Below are 19,337 nucleotides of genomic sequence, written 5' to 3' on the forward strand. Positions count from 1 at the left end.
CGGGTTGAAAAAAAAGGATTTTACCCCGCCCCGCATTTGACCAGAAGCCCCTGGATAGAGTATTTTCGCGTGTTTCCCCGGACTCCTCTGACATGGACTCAACGCCCATCGCCGACATGAAATTCGAGACGGCCCTCGCCGAACTCGAAGCCATCGTCGCCAGCATGGAAAGCGGCAGGCTCGAACTCGAAGCCTCCATCGCCGCCTACAAACGCGGCATGGAACTGATGAAGCACTGCCAGGCTCAGTTGGCCGATGCCGAGGAAGAGATCCGCATCATCGAGAACGGCGAAACCCGGCTTGTCGACCGCAAGACCCTGGAGGCCTCGTGAGAACCCAGCCCTTCGCCGAATGGATGGCCATCACGCAGGATCGCGCCGAAAGCGCGCTGGGCCGCTTCCTGCCGGCCGGCGACAGCATCCCGCCCCGTCTGCACCAGGCCATGCGCTACGCCACCCTGGGCGGCGGCAAGCGCGTTCGCCCCCTGCTCGCCTTCGCTGCCGGCGAACTGACCGGCGCCGCTCCGGAGGCGCTCGACGTCGTCGGTTGTGCCGTCGAAATGATCCACGCCTACTCGCTGGTCCACGACGACCTGCCCTGCATGGACGACGACGTGCTGCGCCGCGGCCGCCCGACCTGCCACATCGAGTACGACGAACCGACCGCCCTGCTGGTCGGCGACAGCCTGCAGACCATGGCCTTCGAGCTGCTGGCCAGCCAGGCCATCGGCGAACCCAAGCAGCAGCTTGAAATGATCGCGCTGCTCGCCCACGCCAGCGGCTCGCGCGGCATGGCGGGCGGGCAGGCCATCGACCTCGCCTCGGTCGGCCAGCCGCTGACCCAGCCCGAGCTCGAACTGATGCATGCCCTGAAAACCGGCGCCCTGATCCGTGCCGCCGTGCTGCTTGGCGCCCTGGCCGGCCGGCCGATGAGCGCCGACGAACGTAGCGGCCTCGACCGTTTCGCCAAGCGCGCCGGCCTGCTCTTCCAGGTCGTTGACGACATCCTCGACTGCACGGCGAGCACCGCCACGCTGGGCAAGACTGCCGGCAAGGATGAAGCCGCCGACAAACCGACCTATGTCGCCCTGCTCGGCCTCGAACGGGCCCGCGCCTACGCCGACGAGCTGCGCGCCGAAGCGCGCGACGCGCTGGCCATCTTCGGCGAGCAGGCCGGCCGGCTCAACCAGCTGGCGGATTTCATCTGCCACCGTCAATTCTGAACGGAAGCCATGAGCGCAGTTTCCCATTCCGCACTGCTTGACAACATCAACAGCCCGGCCGATCTGCGCCGGCTCGATCGCAAGCAGTTACCGCAACTCGCCACCGAATTGCGTGCTTTCCTGATCGACTCGGTGTCACAGACCGGCGGCCACCTGTCCTCCAACCTCGGCACCGTCGAACTGACCATTGCCCTGCACGCCGTCTTCAACACGCCGGAAGACCGCCTGGTCTGGGATGTTGGCCACCAGTGCTACCCGCACAAGGTACTGACCGGCCGCCGCGCCGGCATGGACAAGCTGCGCATGCGGGGCGGCGTTGCCGGTTTCCCAAAGCGTTGCGAAAGCCCCTACGACACGTTTGGTGTCGGCCATTCCTCGACCTCGATCTCCGCTGCGCTGGGTATGGCCCTGGCCGCCAAGCAGAAAGGCGAAAACCGGCAAGTGGTCGCTGTCATCGGTGACGGCGCGATGTCGGCCGGCATGGCCTTCGAGGCGCTGAACAACGCCGGCGTCGCCGACGCCGACATGCTGGTCATCCTCAACGACAACGAGATGTCGATCTCGCCGCCGGTCGGCGCGCTGAACAACATCCTGACCCGCCTGACCTCCTCGAAGACCTTCAACGTCGCCCGGGAGGCCGGTCGCCACATGCTCGGCTTCGCCCCGCCACTGCTCGAGCTGGCCCGCCGCGCCGAGGAGCACGTCAAGGGCATGATCGCCCCCGGCACGCTGTTCGAGGAATTCGGCTTCCACTACTACGGTCCGATTGACGGCCACGATCTCGACGCCCTGATCCCGACGCTGGAAAACCTGAAGAAGATCAAGGGCCCGAAGTTCCTGCACGTCATCACCAAGAAAGGCCAGGGCTACAAGCTGGCCGAGGCCGACCCCATCCTCTACCACGGTGTCGGCAAATTTGCTGCCGACCAGGGTATCGCCACCGGCAAGGGCGGCGGCAAGCTCACCTACACGCAGGTTTTCGGCGATTGGCTGTGTGACATGGCCAAGGCAGACCAGCGATTGGTCGGCATCACCCCAGCCATGCGCGAAGGCTCCGGCATGGTGCGCTTCGCCCGCGAACACGCCGACCGTTATTACGATGTCGGCATCGCCGAGCAGCACGCCGTCACTTTCGCCGCCGGCCTCGCCTGCGAGGGCCTGAAGCCGGTCGTCGCCATCTACTCGACCTTCCTGCAGCGCGCCTACGACCAACTAGTCCATGATGTCGCGCTGCAGAACCTGCCCGTCGTCTTCGCCGTCGACCGCGGCGGCCTGGTCGGTGCCGACGGCCCGACGCACCACGGCACCTTCGACTTGTCGTTCGTCACCTGCATTCCGAACATGGTGGTGATGACGCCGTCCGACGAAGCGGAATGCCGACAGATGCTGTCCACTGCCTTCGCACTGGATTGCCCGTCCATGGTTCGCTACCCGCGGGGCAGCGGCACGGGCAGCATTCCCTCGACACAGCTTGACACCCTGCCGCTCGGCAAGGGCGAAATCCGCCGCCAGGGCCAGGGCATTGCCCTGCTCGCCTTCGGCACCCTGCTTGCCCCCGCGCTTGCCGCCGGCGAGGAACTCGATGCCACGGTCGCCAACATGCGTTTCGTCAAGCCGCTCGATATCGATCTGATCGTCGATCTGGCCGGGAACCATTCGCTGCTCGTCACCATCGAAGAGAATGCCGTGATCGGCGGTGCCGGCTCGGAAGTCGAGCGGGCCCTGGCCGAGCGCGGGCTGGATGTGCCAGTAATCCGGCTCGGCCTGCCGGACCGCTTCGTCGATCATGGCGAACAGGGCCAGTTGCTTGCCGAACTGGGCCTGGACAAAGAGGGCATCGTGCGCGCCGTGCGCTCGCATGCCGACAACGACAAACGAGAGAACAGTTGATGACCACCCCCAACCCGAACATTCCCGACGTCCAGAACTCCGCCGACACGCGCCAGATCGCGATCAACAAGGTCGGCATCAAGTCCATCCGCCATCCGATCAAGGTGCAGGACAAATCGACCGGTGTGCAACACACCATCGCCCTGTTCAACATGTACGTCGGCCTGCCGCACAACTTCAAAGGCACCCACATGTCGCGCTTCGTGGAAATCCTGAACAGCCACGAACGTGAAATCTCGGTCGAGAACTTCCCGGCCATGCTCAAGGACATGGTCGCCAAGCTGGAAGCCGAAACCGGCCACATCGAGATGAATTTCCCGTACTTCATCAACAAGACGGCCCCAGTCTCCGGCGTGCAGAGCCTGATGGACTACGACGTGACCTTCATTGGCGACATCTGCCACGGCGAAATCGCCACCTCGGTCAAGGTCGTCGTACCGGTCACCAGCCTCTGCCCGTGCTCGAAGAAGATTTCCGAGCGCGGCGCCCACAACCAACGCTCGCACGTCACCATCACCGCCCGTACCAACGATTTCGTCTGGATCGAGGAGATCGTCCAGCTCGTCGAGCAGGAAGCCTCCTGCGAGCTATACGGCCTGCTCAAGCGGCCGGACGAAAAATTCGTCACCGAACGCGCCTACGACAACCCGAAGTTCGTCGAGGACATGGTCCGCGATGTCGCCGCCCGCCTCAACGCCGAACCACGCATCGACGCCTACATCGTCGAATCGGAAAACTTCGAGTCGATCCACAATCACTCGGCCTACGCGCTGATTGAAAACGACAAGCGCCAGCCGGGCACACATCGCTGAGAGAAGCCGAAATAGAAAATAAAACGGGGCGCCGCAGCGCCCCGTTCCTTTTGAACCTTCAGAAAGCCGATCAGGCCTTCTTGAAATCCAGCTTTTCCTTGATACGAGCCGACTTGCCCGAACGCTCGCGCAGGTAGTACAGCTTGGCACGACGCACGTCACCACGACGCTTCAGCTCGATGGCGGCAACCAGCGGGGAATAGGTCTGGAAAGTACGCTCGACGCCTTCGCCCGACGAAATCTTGCGGACGATGAAGCTGGAGTTCAGGCCACGGTTACGCTTGGCGATAACCACACCTTCGTAAGCCTGCAGACGCTCGCGGTTACCTTCCTTGACCTTCACCTGAACGACGACGGTGTCGCCCGGGGCGAATTCGGGGATGGTCTTGCCAGCGGCAACGCGGGCAATTTCTTCTTGCTCAAGTTGTTGAATCAGGTTCATGTGAGATCCTTAAATTTAAAACATCTACTCACCGCATTGCTCCTCTCCGGAAATTTCCGTGAGGAGTTGCGTCTCTTCCGCGCTCAGCACGCGGTGCGCCAGCAAATCCGGCCGGCGCTTCCGGGTTCGCGCCAGCGATTGCTTCAATCGCCAGCGACGAATTCTCTTGTGGTCACCGGACATCAACACTTCCGGCACCGCCTCGCCCTCGTAAATCTCCGGGCGGGTGTAGTGCGGGCAATCCAGCAAACCACCGACAAACGAATCTTCCACCGCCGAAGCGGCATCTCCTAGCACGCCCGGCAACTGACGGACGACGGCATCGATCAACACCATCGCCGGCAACTCGCCGCCGGACAGTACAAAATCCCCGATCGATATTTCCTCATCGACACAGCGCTCGATCAAACGCTCGTCAATTCCTTCGTAGCGACCGCAAAGCAGGATCAGCCCTGCCTCACCCGTCGCCAATTGCATGACCCGGTCGTGCGTCAGCGGCGCACCCTGTGGCGAGAGGTAAATGACCCGGCTTTTCGTCAAGCCTGCCTCACGCTGCTGCAGCTTTGCGGCATTGATCGCTTTCTCCAGTGGCCCGGGCTGCATCACCATGCCCGGCCCGCCCCCGAAGGGTCGATCATCCACCCGACGCCAGGCATTCTCAGCAAAATCCCGGGGATTCCAGCCTTGCCAAGCCCAGCGCCGCTCTTCGAGCGCCCGCCGGGTAATGCCGCTTTGTGTCACAGCGGCAAACATCTCCGGGAAGATGGTCACGCAGTCGAACCGGATAACCGGCTGCTGCTCGCCACTCACCAGTCGCTACCCCATTCGACCCGGATGCGTCCCGCTTCTTTCTCCACCGCCAGAACGACCGCCGCAACGAAGGGCAACAGGCGTTCGACGCCATCCTCGCCCACCACCCGCAAGACGTCGTTGGCACCGGTTTCGATCAACCCGGCCACCTTGCCAAGCCTCTCGTCCGCGGCATTGACGACCTCCAGGCCGACCAGATCGCCCCAGTAGAACTCGTCATCGCCGGTCGATGGCAGCGCATCACGCGGCGCCCCGACCAGCAGTCCCTTCATGGCCTCTGCCGCGGTGCGGTCGACGACGCCGTCGAGCAACACCACTAGGCCGTCGCCGTGCGCTTTCAGACCTTTCAGCCCGATTTCACGCCACGGCTCGCCTTCCTTGGCCACCCACCAGACGGGCATTTCTGCCCAGTTCATGGGGTCATCCCCGAAGGGGTACAACCTGAGCCAGCCGCGAACCCCGTACGGGTCGGCCAGGCGACCCAGAACGATGATATCGCTGCCGGACAAAGCCAAAGCGACTTAGGCTGCCTTGGCAGCGTTCTGCTTGACCAGACGAGCAACGGTCGGCGACAGTTGGGCGCCGTTCTTCAGCCAGTGCTCCAGACGATCAGCGGCGATACGCAGGCCTTCGGCGTTGCCGGAAGCGACCGGGTTGTAGAAGCCGATACGCTCGACGAAACGGCCGTCACGACGGTTACGGGAATCGGTAACGACCATGTTGTAGAACGGACGCTTCTTGGCGCCACCACGGGCAAGACGGATAACAACCATGAGAATACTTTCGTTAGCTGGAAAAAAGACCGACGATTATAGCGCTTTATCAAGGAAAAACAATCCACTTAGCACCTGAGACTATCCGGCAGCCCGGCTTCGGTTGCAACGAGGCGACAAGTGGCCATGGCGGCGAAGCCGTTTTTTGCTATCCTCGTTCCCCCATGTCGCACCCACCCGTTCCCCACCACGCCGCCAATCCGGAAGCCAATGTCAAGACCATCCTTGAATGGCTGGCCATCGCTCACGGCCGCTCCGGCAGCGAGGATGCCGAGCAGTTGCACCGACTCCAACTGCTTCTGCGCGACACCCCGGTGCCTTGCGCCCAGCGCCTGAAGCTCCTTGACCTGCTCTTCAGCCAGTCGGAACGGATCACTCAGGCCGAATTGCCGCGTCTCAACGATGTCACGCTACCGCTCTCCCGCAAGCTGCGGCAACGGGTACGTACCCTGCAGGACATCCTGGAAACCCTGACGCAGGACTACTTCAACACGCTGGCCGAACTGTTCGATCCGCAGGCCGAGAGCTCCTCCCGCCTGCCGCATACGTCACTGCGCCGCGCCATGCACGCCATCGCCTGGCAGGTGAGGATCGCCCACATGATCGCCGCACCGACGCCGCTCGGTCTGTGGCAGCAACTCCATGCCGCCTTCCGCACCGCCAGTCGGCTCGGCCTGGACGAATTCCCGGGGCCCAACTGCGGGCCAAGCATCAAGCGCATCTACACCTCTATCCTGCTCGCCGCGATCGCCCAGCCTGTCTCGTTCTCAGCCGAGGAACTGGAATTCATCAGCGCATACATCGGGCAATGCACGCCCGACATTGAGTTGCTGGAAACACCGCCGCTCGCGGCCGAGGGGATATTCTGGATCGACCCGGACAAGGATTTCCCGGCCCACGCCTTGATCCGGCGCATCCCCAGCCCGGAATCCAAAGTACTGTATTTTTCGTGCGATGCCCTGGCTGTGCTGGCCCAAAAGCATCGGGCCGAACTTCTGCAGGGTATGCCAGCGGAACTGATCGGACTGCCCAAGTTCGCCGACACCCACGCCGGCCCCGGTGTACTGAATCGCCTGACCCGCCTCTGGGGGCATCCGGCCAAGCGGCGTTTCCCCCGGCGGCGCCAGTCCTATCGCGCCAATCTGTGCTCTGGCCTGGGCAATCTCTGGCAACTGATGAAGTCAGCCGACGCCCAAGTCGAGTTGAGCGAATGGATGGTGACCAACGAGAGCCCGGAAGGCTACGCCCTGATGCACATGTCCGGTCGTACCGAGGATATGCGGGTGGGCGACATCGTCGCGCTCCAGGCAAACGACGAAAACGCCGATACCCAGCCGCTGTGGCATGTCTGCATCATCCGCTGGGCAATGTCGGAAAACCCCGAGCACATCGAACTCGGCCTGCAATTGCTCGCTCCCCGCGCAACGCCGGTCGAACTGGCCCATCCGTTCGAACTGGAAGCCAACAAGATTCCGGCCCTGATCCTGCCTGCCACACCGCCGCTTCACCCGACCCAATCACTGATTGTTACGCCGGGCCTGATCCACGAAAAAATGCGCCATATCGTCGCCCTCCTTGAGGAGGAAAACCTGAGCATTCGCGAGCTGCAGGCCGATGCATTGCGTGAGCAAACCAGTTCGATCGAGATCTTCAGCGTTTCGCCGGACGGCTCAAGCTAGCCGCAATCAAGCCGCCGAACAGGACCACCGCCCAGGACAGGTGAAGCCAGACCAGGAAGACCGGAAAGACGGCAAAGGCGCCGTAGATGCTTTTCAGGGTCGCCGAACTGACCAGAAAGAGTTCGAACACCTTCTGCATCAGGGAAAAAGCCACGGTGGCGAAGATACCACCGGTCATCGCGGCCCGTTTCGAGACCTCCGCATTGGGCACGGCGTAATACAAAAACGAAAAGAACAGCCCAAGCAGGAGCATGGCCATTCCCTTCAGCGCCAGCCGCCGGAACCATAGCGGTTCGTCGAACAGGCCAAGCGAGGTGGTTACCGCGAAGGACATCACCCCCGCCACCGCCCCCAACAGAAAGGGCCAGACCATCATGGCGAAGAGGTAGAGCCGGAAACGCGCCAGCAGAGGGCGGGGCTTCACCAGCCAAAGATGGTTGAAGGCGCGCTCGATGGTGTTCATCAACAAAAAGGCGGTAACCGCCAGTAACCCGATACCGGCCAGAGTCAATTGCTGCGCCTTGTGGGAGAACTTGCCGATATTGCCGACAATGGCCCCGGCCGCCCCGCTGGGTAGCAGCGCCTCGCGGATCAGCAAATCCAGCCGGCCGACCAACACATCGAAAAAGGGTACCGCCCCGGCCACCGCCAGAATCACCGCCGCCAGCGGCACAAGCGACATCAGCGTTGTGAAGGCGAGCGCCGAACTGGTCTGCATCATGTTTTCGGCATGGAAGCGGTGCAGGATGCCAAACAGGCCATGCGGCCGCGGAGCCGGGTTTCGTGATCGGGAACGCCTTTGCATGGGGCCGTATAATAGCCCACCATGCTAGACATCCTCGTCCTCTACTACAGCCACCGCGGCTCGGTTCGCGCCCTGGGCGAACGCATTGCCTGCGGCATCGAATCAGTCCCCGGCATGCAGGCACGCCTGCGCACCGTGCCGCGCGTTTCCACCGTTTGCGAAGCCACCGAGGCCAGCATACCCGACGCCGGAGCCCCCTACGTCGAACCGTCCGACCTCGAAGAATGCACCGCGCTCGCCCTCGGTAGCCCGGTGCGCTTCGGCAACATGGCCGCCCCGATGAAGTATTTCTGGGATGGCACCATTGCCGGCTGGCAGAACGGCACCCTGGCTGGCAAGCCAGCCTGCGTCTTCACTTCCAGCGGTAGCCAGCACGGCGGCAACGAGGCGACCCTGCTCTCGATGACGCTACCTCTGCTGCACCACGGCATGCTGGTCATGGGTCTGCCCTTCACCGAACCCGACCTGTCATCGACCGTCAGTGGCGGCACGCCTTACGGCGCTAGCCACATTGCTGGCCCAACCGGCAATGCGCAGCTATCCGCCGAAGAAAGCCGGCTCGCCTACGCGCTTGGCAAGCGCCTTGCACTCATCACTCAACGACTGAATCGCCCGTGACCGCCCAACGCTGCCAACTCGCCTCCAGCATCAGCCTGATCCTCCTCATTACCCTTTGCCTCGCCTGGGAGGGTTGGCTCGCGCCGCTGCGTCCGGGCGGCTCGTGGATGATCCTCAAGGGGGCCATCCTCCTCCTGCCGTTGTTCGGTATCCTGCGCGGCAAGCGCTACACCTACAAATGGCTGTCGCTACTGATCCAGTTCTACCTGCTCGAAGGGCTGCTCCGGGCAACCACGGAACATGGCCTGTCGCAATGGCTGGCGATCGGCGAAACGCTACTCTCGACGACACTCTTCGTCTCGCTCATCCTGTACATCCGGTCCACGCGCAACACACCCCAGAAAGAAAAAGCCGCCCAGTCGAACTGAAGCGGCTTTCGTGGCCAAGGCAGTCGATCAAACGTCGCCCTGGGCCTTGACCTTGTCCAGGCTGGAATGCAGCTTGTTCAGTGCATTCAGGTAAGAACGCGCCGACGCGATGACGATGTCGGTATCCGCCCCATTGCCATTGACGATCCGGTCGCCCTTGGCCAGGCGAGTGGTGACTTCGCCCTGCGCATCGGTACCGGTGGTGATGGCATTCACCGAATAGAGCAGCAACTCGGCACCGCTGTCGACGATCTTTTCGATGGCCTTGAAAGTCGCATCGACCGGACCGCCGCCACCGGCTTCCGCCTTTTTCTCGACACCACCGACATTCAGGATGACTTCCGCCACCGGCAGTTCGCCGGTCTCCGAGCAAACACGCGAGTAGACCAGCTTGTAATGCTCCTGCTCGGGTGTCACGACCTCGTCGGACACCAACGCATGCAAGTCTTCGTCGAAAATTTCATGCTTCTTGTCGGCCAGTTCCTTGAAGCGGGCGAACGCAGCATTGAGTGCCTCGTCGCTATCCAGTTCGATACCCAGTTCCTGCAGGCGGGTCTTGAAGGCGTTGCGGCCTGAATGCTTGCCAAGCACCAGCTTGTTCTGCGTCCAGCCCACATCCTGGGCGCGCATGATTTCGTAGGTCTCACGGTGCTTGAGGACGCCATCCTGATGGATACCCGACTCATGCGCGAAGGCATTGGCACCGACAACCGCCTTGTTGGGCTGCACCGGATAGCCGGTAATCTGCGAAATCAACTTGGAAGCCGGTACGATCTGGGTCGTCTCGATGCGCGTATCGACCTGGAAAATATCCGGCCGCGTCCGCACGGCCATGACGATTTCCTCCAGCGCAGCATTGCCGGCCCGCTCACCGAGGCCGTTGATCGTGCACTCGACCTGGCGGGCACCCGCCAGCACGGCAGAGAGGGAATTGGAAACAGCCAGCCCGAGGTCGTTGTGGCAATGCACCGACCAGACGACCTGGTCGGAATTCGGCACACGCTCGATCAACTGGCGCATGGTTTCGGCATACTGGAAAGGAATGGCATAGCCGACCGTATCCGGCACGTTGATGGTCTTGGCACCCGCCTTGATCACTGCCTCGAAAATGCGACACAGGAAATCGATTTCGGAACGCCCGGCATCCTCGGCAGAGAACTCGATGTCGTCTGTGTATTGCCGCGCCCAGCCGATCGCCTTCACGGCCTGTTCGACGACCTGATCGGGCGTCATGCGAAGCTTCTTCTCCATGTGGATGGGCGACGTCGCGATAAAGGTATGGATCCGTCCCGACTTGGCCGGCTTGATCGCCTCACCGGCACGGGCAATGTCATTTTCGTTGGCGCGGGCCAGTGAGCAGACGGTGGAATCCTTGATCGCGGTGGCAATGGCATGAATGGCATCGAAATCACCGGGCGAAGCGGCCGCGAAGCCCGCTTCGATCACATCGACCCGCATCTTTTCCAGTTGGCGGGCGACGCGAATCTTCTCTTCCTTGGTCATCGACGCGCCGGGACTCTGTTCGCCGTCGCGCAAGGTCGTATCGAAAATGACAAGATGCTGTTTCATGAATACTCCGGGAATTACGGGGCCTTGCGCTTGAGCAGGCCGATGGCAGCCTGGACATAGCCAGACAAACCGTAGAGAACGAAGAAACCAAACAGGGCGATTTCCGGGCTGTAAGCCACCAGCGCGAAGCCGAGGGCGATGGCCGCAATGACGAAGAAGGGGACGCTTTTCTTCAGATTGACGTCCTTGAAGCTGTAGAAGCGGATGTTGGACACCATCGTCACGCCGGCAAAAATGGTCAGCGCACAGGCCAGCCAGCGCACATCACTGCCCGCTATGCCGGTTTCGATGCAGACCCAGACCAGGCCGGCCACCAGAGCCGCCGCAGCGGGCGATGGCAAGCCCTGGAAGTAGCGCTTGTCCATGACTTCCAGCGTCGTATTGAAACGCGCCAGACGCAGGGCGGCACCGGCACAGTAGATGAAAGCAGCGATCCAGCCCAGGCGACCGAGATCGCGCAAGGCCCATTCGTACATCACCAGAGCGGGTGCTGCGCCAAAACTGACCATGTCGGACAGCGAATCGTACTCCGCGCCAAATGCCGACTGGGTGTTGGTCAGCCGGGCCACCCGGCCATCCAGGCCATCGAGCACCATGGCGATGAAGACCGCCATGGCCGCCCGGGCGAAGTCACCCTGCATGGCCTGCACGATGGCGAAGAAGCCTGCAAACAGGGCAGCGGTAGTGAACAGGTTAGGCAGCACATAAATGCCGCGACGCTTGACTTCGGGATTGAACAGCGACTTACGGGGTTTGAGTTCAGTCATGAGGCATGTATCAACAGGCAATCCCGAAAGGATACACCTGGAAACCGGCAAAGTCCTTAAATGACAAGGGCGGTGCAGTCACCCGCACCGCCCGAAGCAAGGGTAGCGCCAGGCGCTACCAAGCTAACGACGACCGACTTAGTTCTTGGTCTGGTCGACCAGCTTGTTCTTCTTGATCCACGGCATCATGTCGCGCAGCTTCTCGCCAACCTGCTCGATCGGGTGAGCGGCGGTCAGGCGACGGCGGGCGGTCATGCTCGGGTAGTTGGTGCGGCCTTCGAGGATGAACATCTTGGCGTACTCGCCGGTCTGGATGCGCTTCAGGGCATTGCGCATGGCTTCGCGCGACTGGGCGTTGATGACTTCCGGGCCGGTCACGTACTCGCCGTACTCGGCGTTGTTCGAGATCGAGTAGTTCATGTTGGCGATGCCGCCTTCGTACATCAGGTCGACGATCAGCTTCAGTTCGTGCAGGCACTCGAAGTAGGCCATTTCCGGAGCATAGCCGGCTTCAACCAGGGTCTCGAAGCCCATCTTGACCAGCTCGACAGCGCCGCCGCACAGGACGGCCTGCTCGCCGAACAGATCGGTTTCGGTTTCTTCGCGGAAGTTGGTCTCGATGACGCCACCCTTGGTGCCGCCGTTGGCTGCCGCGTAAGACAGAGCGATGTCCTTGGCCTTGCCGGACTTGTCCTGATAAACGGCGATCAGGGACGGCACGCCGCCACCCTTCAGGTACTCGGAACGCACGGTGTGGCCCGGGCCCTTCGGCGCGACCATGATGACGTCCACGTCAGCGCGCGGCACGACTTGGTTGTAATGCACGTTGAAGCCGTGCGCGAAGGCCAGGGCAGCGCCCTTCTTCAGGTTCGGGGCGACTTCTTCGTTGTAAACCTGCGGAATGTTCTCGTCCGGCAACAGGATCATGACCACGTCGGCGCCCTTAACGGCCTTGGCGATCTCTTCGACCTTCAGGCCAGCGGCTTCCGCCTTGGCCCAGGAAGCACCACCCTTGCGCAGGCCAACGGTGACCTTGACGCCGGAGTCCTTCAGGTTCTGGGCATGAGCATGACCCTGCGAACCATAACCAACGATGGTGACCTTCTTGCCCTTGATCAGGGAGAGATCGGCGTCCTTGTCGTAATAAACTTTCATGAAATCCTCTTGATTAAACAGTAAGTCAGACTTTGAGAATACGATCGCCACGACCGATGCCACAGACGCCGGTACGGACGGTTTCGAGAATCAGGCCGGCGTCGAGCGCGGCAATGAAGGAGTCGAGCTTGGAGCTGGCTCCGGTCAACTCGATCACATAGGTCGATTCCGTGACGTCGATGATGCGGCCACGAAAAATATCGGCCATCCGCTTCATCTCTTCGCGGTCCTTGCCGGTGGCGCGAACCTTGATCAGCATCAGTTCGCGCTCGACGTGCGCGGCCTCGGAGAGATCGACCACCTTGACGACATCCACCAGCTTGTTGAGCTGCTTGGTGATCTGCTCGAGCACCTCGTCGGAGCCCCAGGTCAGGATGGTCATCCGGGACAACGACGGGTCTTCGGTCGGTGCCACGGTCAGCGATTCAATATTGTAGCCACGGGCCGAGAATAGGCCGGCCACACGCGACAGCGCGCCGGCTTCGTTTTCGATCAGGATGGAAATGATATGACGCATTTTTCTATTCCTCCCCCGCTCAGATATCTTCGGCGAGGATCATTTCGGTCAGGCCCTTGCCAGCTGCCACCATCGGGAAGACGTTGGCAGCCGGATCGATGATGAAGTCCATGAAGACCAGGTCGTTCTTGTGCTCGGTGAAGGCCTTGCGCAGCGCCGGCTCGACATCTTCGGGCTTCTCAATGCGCATGCCGACGTGGCCGTAGGATTCGGCCAGCTTGACGAAATCCGGCAGCGAGGTGACGTAGGACTGCGAATAGCGCTTGGAGTAGAACATCTCCTGCCACTGGCGCACCATGCCGAGCATGCCGTTGTTCAGGTTGATGATCTTGATCGGCAATTCGTACTGCTTGCAGGTCGACAACTCCTGGATACACATCTGGATCGAGCCCTCGCCGGTCACGCAGGCGACTTGAGCGCCCGGATTGGCCAGCAGCACGCCCATGCCATACGGCAGGCCGACGCCCATGGTGCCCAGGCCGCCGGAATTGATCCAGCGGCGCGGCTTGTCGAACTTGTAGTACTGCGCGGCGAACATCTGGTGCTGGCCGACGTCGGAGGTAATAAAAGCATCGCCGCCGGTCACTTCATAGAGTTTCTCGACCACGTACTGCGGCATGATGTGATTGCTCTGGCGATAGGCCAGCGAATTGCGACCACGCCACTCATCGATCTGCTTCCACCAATCGGCGACTTCCGGATCGGCCTTGAAGCCGCCATCGAGCAGCTTGAGGATTTCATCGATCACATCGGTCACATTGCCGACGATCGGCACATCGACCTTGACCCGCTTGGAAATCGACGACGGATCGATATCGATGTGGATGACACGACGCTTTTCTTCGCCGAAATGCTCCGGGTTGCCGATCACGCGATCATCGAAACGGGCGCCCACGGCCAGGATCACGTCCGCGTAATGCATCGCGTTGTTGGCTTCGAAGGTGCCGTGCATGCCCAGCATGCCGACGAACTGCTTGTCGGTCGCCGGGTAGCCGCCAAGCCCCATCAGGGTGTTGGTGACCGGAAAATTCAGCTTGCGGGCCAGTTGGGTCAGCTTCTCGGCCGCATCCGACAGGATCACGCCGCCGCCGGTGTAGATGATCGGACGCTTGGCTTCCTGCAGGATCTGCACGGCCTTCTTGATCTGACCCAGATGGCCCTTGACCACCGGGTTGTAGGAGCGCATCTGGACCGACTTGGGATAGTCGAATTCACAGACCTGAGCGGTAATATCCTTCGGGATGTCGACGACAACCGGACCCGGACGACCGGTCGACGCGATATGGAAGGCTTTCTTGATGGTCGAGGCCAGATCCTTGACGTCCTTGACCAGGAAGTTGTGCTTAACGCAAGGGCGGGTGATGCCGACGGTGTCGCACTCCTGGAAGGCATCCTGGCCGATGTAGGCCGTCGGCACCTGGCCACACAGCACCACCATCGGGATCGAATCCATGTAAGCGGTGGCAATGCCGGTAACCGTGTTGGTCACACCCGGGCCTGAGGTCACCAGCGCAACGCCGACCTTCTGGGAAGAACGCGAATAAGCGTCCGCCGCATGGACGGCAGCCTGTTCGTGGCGAACCAGAATGTGCTTGACCTCCTCCTGCTTGAAAAGGGCGTCGTAAATATGCAGGACGGAACCGCCAGGGTAACCGAACACATAGTCGACCTTTTCTTCTTGCAGGCACCTGATTACAATTTCTGCACCGCTGATCATCATGCTTGAGCCCAAAAAAGCTATTGCCTAAAAGGGCGTAACCATAATCGACCGCCCCTTTTCGGTCAAGGTTTCGCGGCAGACTCCCCTATCGCTCAAGGCTTTCTGGAAGAAACGAACCTGGCTTCACCCCAACAACTTTCCTGCTTTCTGGAATCGATCGAACGCCGGGCCTTCAAGCAGGCCATGTTTGCGGTGCACGACGAGGAAGCCGCCCTCGATATCGTCCAGGATGCGATGCTCAAACTGGCCGAAAAATACGGCGACCGTCCGGACGACGAGTTCCCGATGCTCTTCCAGCGCATCCTGCAAAACACCATCCGCGATTTCTACCGGCGCAGCAAGGTGCGTTCGATGTGGACGACCCTGCTCTCCGCCTTTTCGCCGGATGACGATGAGGAGAACGATCCACTCGAAACGCTGGCGGCCGACGCCGACGACGCCGGTCCGCGCACACCGGAAAGCAAGTTGCTGCAGGCGCAAACGCTGAACCTGATCGAAGACGAAATAAAAAAACTACCGGCCCGTCAACGGGAAGCCTTCCTCATGCGTTACTGGGAAGACATGGACGTAGCCGAAACCGCAGCCGCGATGGGGTGTTCGGAAGGCAGCGTCAAAACTCATTGTTCGCGCGCCACTCACACGCTGGCGACAGCCCTGTCGGCAAAAGGCATCAAGCTATGAACGAAGAACGTTACGCATTTCGCGTTCGGCAAGCGCTGAACCACGGATTGAAGGATATCCCCCCGGCCGCCTCCCGGCGCCTGGAGGCCGCCCGCCACCTGGCCCTGAGCCGCCAGAAACTGGCGGCACCGCAATTGCTTCTGGCCGGTCCGGCCAACACCTTCTCCCGGAGTGGCAACCCTACCGCCTACCTCAAGCAGATCCTCGCCATCCTGGCGCTCCTGCTTGGCATGTGGATTTCCTTTTACTGGCATAGCGCCCAGTACGTCGCCGACCTGGAGGAAGTGGACAGCGCGCTGCTGACCGACGACCTGCCGCCCGACGCTTTCCTGGACAACGAATTCTTCGAATGGCTATTGGACGACTCGTCGGAGGATTGATCCTCGCCACGACCTTGAATCTCGCCATCGCCGGCGAACCGCCAGCGACTGCAGTCATTGGCACGCCACCGCAACCGGGCTGGGGTCAACTGACCGCTCAACAAAGGGAAATTCTTGCTCCGCTCTCCCGGGACTGGGACAGCCTTGAGAATATTCGCAAGCGGAAATGGCTGGCCATTGCCGATCGTTACCCCACCATGAAGCGTGACGAGCAGCACCGCATGCAGGACCGCATGCGCGAATGGGCCACCCTGTCGCCCGCCGAGCGCGCCAAAGTGCGGGACATTTACAAGGATTTCAAGCAACTCCCCCCCGAGCAAAAGCAGGTCGTCAGACAGAAATGGGAGGCCTACTCCAACCTGCCTCCTGAAGAAAAACAGCGCCTGCGCGAGACCGGAAAATCCTCCAAACTGCTGAGCTCGCCAGCCATTCCACCCTCGCCTGAATCGACGGGCCAGACCACAACCCCCATCAACCCGGCAAATGACTGATTCGCACCCCAGCCTGAAGCGGCGCCTGGCCTGTTTGCTCTACGAAAGCTTGGTCGTATTTTCGATCCTGCTAATCGGCTTCCTGCTGCCCCAGATCGTGCTTTCCGGCTTCGGTTGGCAGGTCGGTGCCAAAGGGCTGTGGCTGCACGTATTCGTGCTGCTTCTCGCCTATTTCGTATGGTGCTGGCTCAATGGCGGCCAAACCCTGCCGATGAAAACCTGGAAACTGCGTGTCGTCGATGCCAACGACCGGCCGGTGCGCCCGCTGCAGGCCATCCTGCGCTATTGCGCGGCCTGGCCGAGTTTCCTGTTGTTCGGCATCGGCCTGATCTGGGCACTGATCGACAAGGACAGGCAATTCCTGCACGACCGGATTGCCGGAACCAGGATCACCACCCAGAACTGATCAGCGGCGCTCCACCCACCACAGCATGCCCGTCGCCACCACAAGGAAAAGGGCGGACGGCGCTACCGCGCTGAGCAGCGGGGACCACGAATTAATCGCCCCGAGGTTGGAGGACAGCCCGTTCAGCGCATAGAAAAGGATGCCGAGCATGACGCCGGCAAAAATCTTCAGACTGACTCCGCCCACCCGATTGTGGGAATAACCGAATGGCAAGGCCAGGGCCACCATGACCAGGGCAGCGAGGGGGTAAACCACCTTCTTCCACAAAGCAATCTGATAGCGCTCGGTCTTCTGTTTGTTGTCGCTCAGATGCTTGGTGTAGTTCCACAAACCGAGCAGCGACATGCGCTCCGGGGAAACCATCAACGCAGCCAGCAACGTGGGCGTCACGTTTGAACGCCACTCGCCCGAGGCACTGCTTTCCACGCGCGCCTGATCGCCATCCAGAACGGTGCGCACGACATCCTGCAAATGCCACAGGTCAGGCATCTCGAATTCTGCCTGCCGGGCGTCGGTCACCGACTCCAGGCGATTCTCGTTGCTGAACTTGTAGATACGCACGCCCTGCAACGGCGCATCGGGTGTCGCCGTGCGGATGTTGACGAAACTGCGACCATCCTTGACCCACAGGCCGCTGTCGAACCCACTCTGGGCAATCACCGTACTCAGCGCCTTGGCGCGAATTTCCCGCCCCAGCCGTTCGCTGACGGGAACCACCGCTTCGCCGATGACGAAGGTCAGCAGGGCAAGTAGAAAGGCCGCCCGGAACAGGGTCTTCAGCAAGTCGCCAGTAGCCAGGCCGGAAGCGCGCAGCACGGTGATTTCGGAGTGTCGAGCCAGGGTCGACAAGGCATAGAGCGCACCGATCAGGGTGGCAATCGGAATCAGTTCGTAAATCAGCCCAGGCATGCCAAGGGCGACGAAAATCGCCGCATGGAAGACGGTATAACCCGCCTTGCCGACGCTGCGCAGTTCGTCGATGAAATTGAAGAAGGCAAACAGCGCCAGAAAGGCGGCCAGCACCAGAAACACCGAGGCAAAGGTTTCCCGGATCAGGTAACGCTGGTAGAGACTGAGACGAAACATCATTGCCCCCAGCGCCGCCAGGGCATGCGCACGACGATCCGTTTGTAAAAGAGGGCAAGCAGTGGCAACAACATCACTGCATGGGCCGCCCAGACACCGACCCAGAAGGACATCTTGCCCTGCACCACCCAGGCCTGGCTGACCGACAGCAGGTTGTTGTAAATGGCATAGATCAGAATGGCAATCAGCATGTTGGCCGAGCGCCCGGCACGCGGATTGACGTAGGAAAGCGGAATGGCGAGCAGGCAAAGGATCAGCGCCGACAACGGCAGGCCGATGCGCCAGAGCAGCTCACCGCGCGCCGCATTGCTGTCCTCGAGAACCAGCCGGGTGATCGGCATCCCCTTGGGGGAAGGAGCGGACGAGGTTGGCTCACCATCCTCGACCCGCGCCCGGTAGCGCTCGAACTCCATGACCTTGAAGGCCGGCGACCCTGGCTCGACTTCGTAGCGTCGACCGTTCTCGAGCACCACGAAGCGATCGCCATTACCGGCGGTTTCCTGGAAACCGGAATCCGACATGATGACGCCCAGCTTGCCTTCCTGATAGGAAGCGACAAAAACGTTGCCGACGTGAGAACCGTCGTCACCAACCCCCTCGACGAAAAACACGCGCTGCCCTTTCTTGACCTCGCGGAAAGCGCCAGGCGACACCTGCGACAATTCGCTGCGCGCCGACAGACGCTCACGGTATTCGGCCGAACTGGAATTCGCCCAGGGTGCCAGGAAGGCAGAAACCGCTGCGATGGCCAGGATGATGGGCAGCGCGAAGCGCAGGACCGGCGCGATCCAGCCGGTGAGCGGCAAACCCGAGGAAAACCAGACCACCATCTCGGAATCCCGATAGACGCGCGACAGGCTGAGCAGGATGGAGACGAAAAGCGTCAGGGACAGCAGGATGGGCATGAAATTGAGTGCCGCAAAGCCGAGCAGCGACGCCACCGCCTCTGGTGCGATGCGCCCGCCGGCTGCTTCCTTGAGCAGGCGAATCAGGTGGGTCGAGGTCAGAATGGCCAGCAGTGCAACGCTGATGCCGGCAGCTGCCTGGGCAAATTCGCGCCGGGCGGCGCGCTCGAATATCATGCTTTGACGAAACCGAAAAAATACGAGGATAATCCCTCGAATACTGATATTTCCTTGATCAGGA

Annotated in this window: 23 protein-coding genes; 11 read left to right on the forward strand and 12 right to left on the reverse strand. The window is 61.3% G+C overall.

Going from position 1 to position 19,337, the window contains the following annotated elements; genetic code table 11:
- The first annotated feature begins 92 nt into the window (after positions 1–92).
- From xseB to folE2, 4 genes are read left to right on the forward strand one after another with little or no spacing between them, the layout of a single operon-like run.
- On the forward strand, positions 93–332 hold the full coding sequence (xseB, locus tag K420_RS0116725; protein ID WP_027459054.1) for an exodeoxyribonuclease VII small subunit: 240 nt from the start codon (positions 93–95) through the stop codon (positions 330–332).
- Between the two features lie 23 nt (positions 333–355).
- Entirely contained in the window at positions 356–1,222 is an 867-nt protein-coding gene (locus K420_RS0116730) for a polyprenyl synthetase family protein (protein WP_051453217.1), read from the forward strand.
- A gap of 9 nt (positions 1,223–1,231) precedes the next feature.
- Positions 1,232–3,112 (forward strand): 1-deoxy-D-xylulose-5-phosphate synthase, encoded by a 1,881-nt coding sequence (gene dxs, locus K420_RS0116735; protein ID WP_027459056.1) that lies wholly within the window; start codon positions 1,232–1,234, stop codon positions 3,110–3,112.
- Entirely contained in the window at positions 3,112–3,924 is an 813-nt protein-coding gene (gene folE2 / locus K420_RS0116740; RefSeq protein ID WP_027459057.1) for a GTP cyclohydrolase FolE2, read from the forward strand. The genes dxs and folE2 overlap by 1 nt, the downstream gene beginning before the upstream one ends.
- 70 nt (positions 3,925–3,994) lie before the next feature.
- Here folE2 and rplS read toward each other — a convergent pair whose 3' ends face one another.
- From rplS to rpsP, 4 genes are read right to left on the reverse strand one after another with little or no spacing between them, the layout of a single operon-like run.
- Positions 3,995–4,366 (reverse strand): 50S ribosomal protein L19, encoded by a 372-nt coding sequence (rplS, locus tag K420_RS0116745; protein ID WP_027459058.1) that lies wholly within the window; start codon positions 4,364–4,366, stop codon positions 3,995–3,997.
- Between the two features lie 24 nt (positions 4,367–4,390).
- Entirely contained in the window at positions 4,391–5,152 is a 762-nt protein-coding gene (trmD, locus tag K420_RS0116750) for a tRNA (guanosine(37)-N1)-methyltransferase TrmD (RefSeq protein ID WP_027459059.1), read from the reverse strand.
- Between the two features lie 20 nt (positions 5,153–5,172).
- On the reverse strand, positions 5,173–5,670 hold the full coding sequence (gene rimM / locus K420_RS0116755) for a ribosome maturation factor RimM (protein WP_027459060.1): 498 nt from the start codon (positions 5,668–5,670) through the stop codon (positions 5,173–5,175).
- Positions 5,671–5,697: 27 nt separating this feature from the next.
- Positions 5,698–5,949, reverse strand: a complete 252-nt coding sequence (rpsP, locus tag K420_RS0116760) for a 30S ribosomal protein S16 (protein WP_027459061.1) — start codon at positions 5,947–5,949, stop codon at positions 5,698–5,700.
- Positions 5,950–6,113: 164 nt separating this feature from the next.
- On the opposite strand from rpsP, the gene K420_RS0116765 reads away from it, so the two are divergent.
- Positions 6,114–7,628 carry a hypothetical protein gene (locus tag K420_RS0116765; protein WP_027459062.1) on the forward strand — a complete coding sequence of 505 codons (1,515 nt, stop codon included), beginning with the start codon at positions 6,114–6,116 and terminating at the stop codon, positions 7,626–7,628.
- Here K420_RS0116765 and K420_RS19400 read toward each other — a convergent pair.
- Positions 7,600–8,433, reverse strand: coding sequence for a YihY family inner membrane protein (locus tag K420_RS19400; protein WP_051453218.1), 834 nt, complete (start codon positions 8,431–8,433; stop codon positions 7,600–7,602). The genes K420_RS0116765 and K420_RS19400 overlap by 29 nt on opposite strands.
- A 21-nt stretch (positions 8,434–8,454) precedes the next feature.
- On the opposite strand from K420_RS19400, the gene wrbA reads away from it, so the two are divergent.
- Complete coding sequence (gene wrbA, locus K420_RS0116775) at positions 8,455–9,051, forward strand: NAD(P)H:quinone oxidoreductase (RefSeq protein WP_027459063.1); 597 nt, start codon at positions 8,455–8,457, stop codon at positions 9,049–9,051.
- On the forward strand, positions 9,048–9,419 hold the full coding sequence (locus K420_RS0116780) for a DUF2069 domain-containing protein (protein ID WP_027459064.1): 372 nt from the start codon (positions 9,048–9,050) through the stop codon (positions 9,417–9,419). The genes wrbA and K420_RS0116780 overlap by 4 nt, the downstream gene beginning before the upstream one ends.
- 27 nt (positions 9,420–9,446) lie before the next feature.
- On the opposite strand, the gene K420_RS0116785 is transcribed toward K420_RS0116780, so the two are convergent.
- From K420_RS0116785 to ilvB, 5 genes are all read right to left on the reverse strand, one after another.
- On the reverse strand, positions 9,447–10,988 hold the full coding sequence (locus K420_RS0116785; protein WP_027459065.1) for a 2-isopropylmalate synthase: 1,542 nt from the start codon (positions 10,986–10,988) through the stop codon (positions 9,447–9,449).
- A gap of 14 nt (positions 10,989–11,002) precedes the next feature.
- Positions 11,003–11,755 carry a CDP-diacylglycerol--serine O-phosphatidyltransferase gene (gene pssA, locus K420_RS0116790; protein WP_027459066.1) on the reverse strand — a complete coding sequence of 251 codons (753 nt, stop codon included), beginning with the start codon at positions 11,753–11,755 and terminating at the stop codon, positions 11,003–11,005.
- A 138-nt stretch (positions 11,756–11,893) separates the two neighbouring features.
- Positions 11,894–12,910: a ketol-acid reductoisomerase gene (gene ilvC, locus K420_RS0116795; RefSeq protein WP_027459067.1), complete on the reverse strand. Its 1,017-nt coding sequence runs from the start codon at positions 12,908–12,910 to the stop codon at positions 11,894–11,896.
- A gap of 25 nt (positions 12,911–12,935) precedes the next feature.
- Positions 12,936–13,427, reverse strand: a complete 492-nt coding sequence (ilvN, locus tag K420_RS0116800) for an acetolactate synthase small subunit (RefSeq protein WP_027459068.1) — start codon at positions 13,425–13,427, stop codon at positions 12,936–12,938.
- Between the two features lie 19 nt (positions 13,428–13,446).
- The gene (gene ilvB / locus K420_RS0116805) at positions 13,447–15,147 is read right to left on the reverse strand and encodes a biosynthetic-type acetolactate synthase large subunit (protein WP_027459069.1); all 1,701 of its coding nucleotides are present in this window, start codon (positions 15,145–15,147) and stop codon (positions 13,447–13,449) included.
- Positions 15,148–15,264: 117 nt separating this feature from the next.
- Here ilvB and K420_RS0116810 point away from each other — a divergent pair, with 117 nt between their 5' ends.
- From K420_RS0116810 to K420_RS0116825, 4 genes are read left to right on the forward strand one after another with little or no spacing between them, the layout of a single operon-like run.
- The gene (locus K420_RS0116810) at positions 15,265–15,828 is read left to right on the forward strand and encodes an RNA polymerase sigma factor (RefSeq protein ID WP_027459070.1); all 564 of its coding nucleotides are present in this window, start codon (positions 15,265–15,267) and stop codon (positions 15,826–15,828) included.
- Entirely contained in the window at positions 15,825–16,208 is a 384-nt protein-coding gene (locus K420_RS0116815) for a DUF3619 family protein (RefSeq protein ID WP_027459071.1), read from the forward strand. Before K420_RS0116810 ends, K420_RS0116815 begins: the two co-directional genes overlap by 4 nt.
- Positions 16,178–16,699, forward strand: a complete 522-nt coding sequence (locus K420_RS19405) for a DUF3106 domain-containing protein (protein ID WP_084019718.1) — start codon at positions 16,178–16,180, stop codon at positions 16,697–16,699. The genes K420_RS0116815 and K420_RS19405 overlap by 31 nt, the downstream gene beginning before the upstream one ends.
- Positions 16,692–17,105: an RDD family protein gene (locus K420_RS0116825; RefSeq protein ID WP_035854963.1), complete on the forward strand. Its 414-nt coding sequence runs from the start codon at positions 16,692–16,694 to the stop codon at positions 17,103–17,105. Before K420_RS19405 ends, K420_RS0116825 begins: the two co-directional genes overlap by 8 nt.
- Here K420_RS0116825 and lptG read toward each other — a convergent pair whose 3' ends face one another.
- Together lptG and lptF are read right to left on the reverse strand one after the other, a co-directional pair.
- Positions 17,106–18,194, reverse strand: coding sequence for an LPS export ABC transporter permease LptG (lptG, locus tag K420_RS0116830; protein WP_027459073.1), 1,089 nt, complete (start codon positions 18,192–18,194; stop codon positions 17,106–17,108). It abuts the gene before it with no gap.
- Positions 18,191–19,273 (reverse strand): LPS export ABC transporter permease LptF, encoded by a 1,083-nt coding sequence (gene lptF, locus K420_RS0116835; protein ID WP_027459074.1) that lies wholly within the window; start codon positions 19,271–19,273, stop codon positions 18,191–18,193. The genes lptG and lptF overlap by 4 nt, the downstream gene beginning before the upstream one ends.
- Between the last annotated feature and the right edge of the window lie 64 nt (positions 19,274–19,337).

The sequence above is a fragment of the Dechloromonas agitata is5 genome, from assembly GCF_000519045.1.
In the GTDB taxonomy this organism is placed as follows: Bacteria; Pseudomonadota; Gammaproteobacteria; order Burkholderiales; family Rhodocyclaceae; genus Azonexus; species Azonexus agitatus.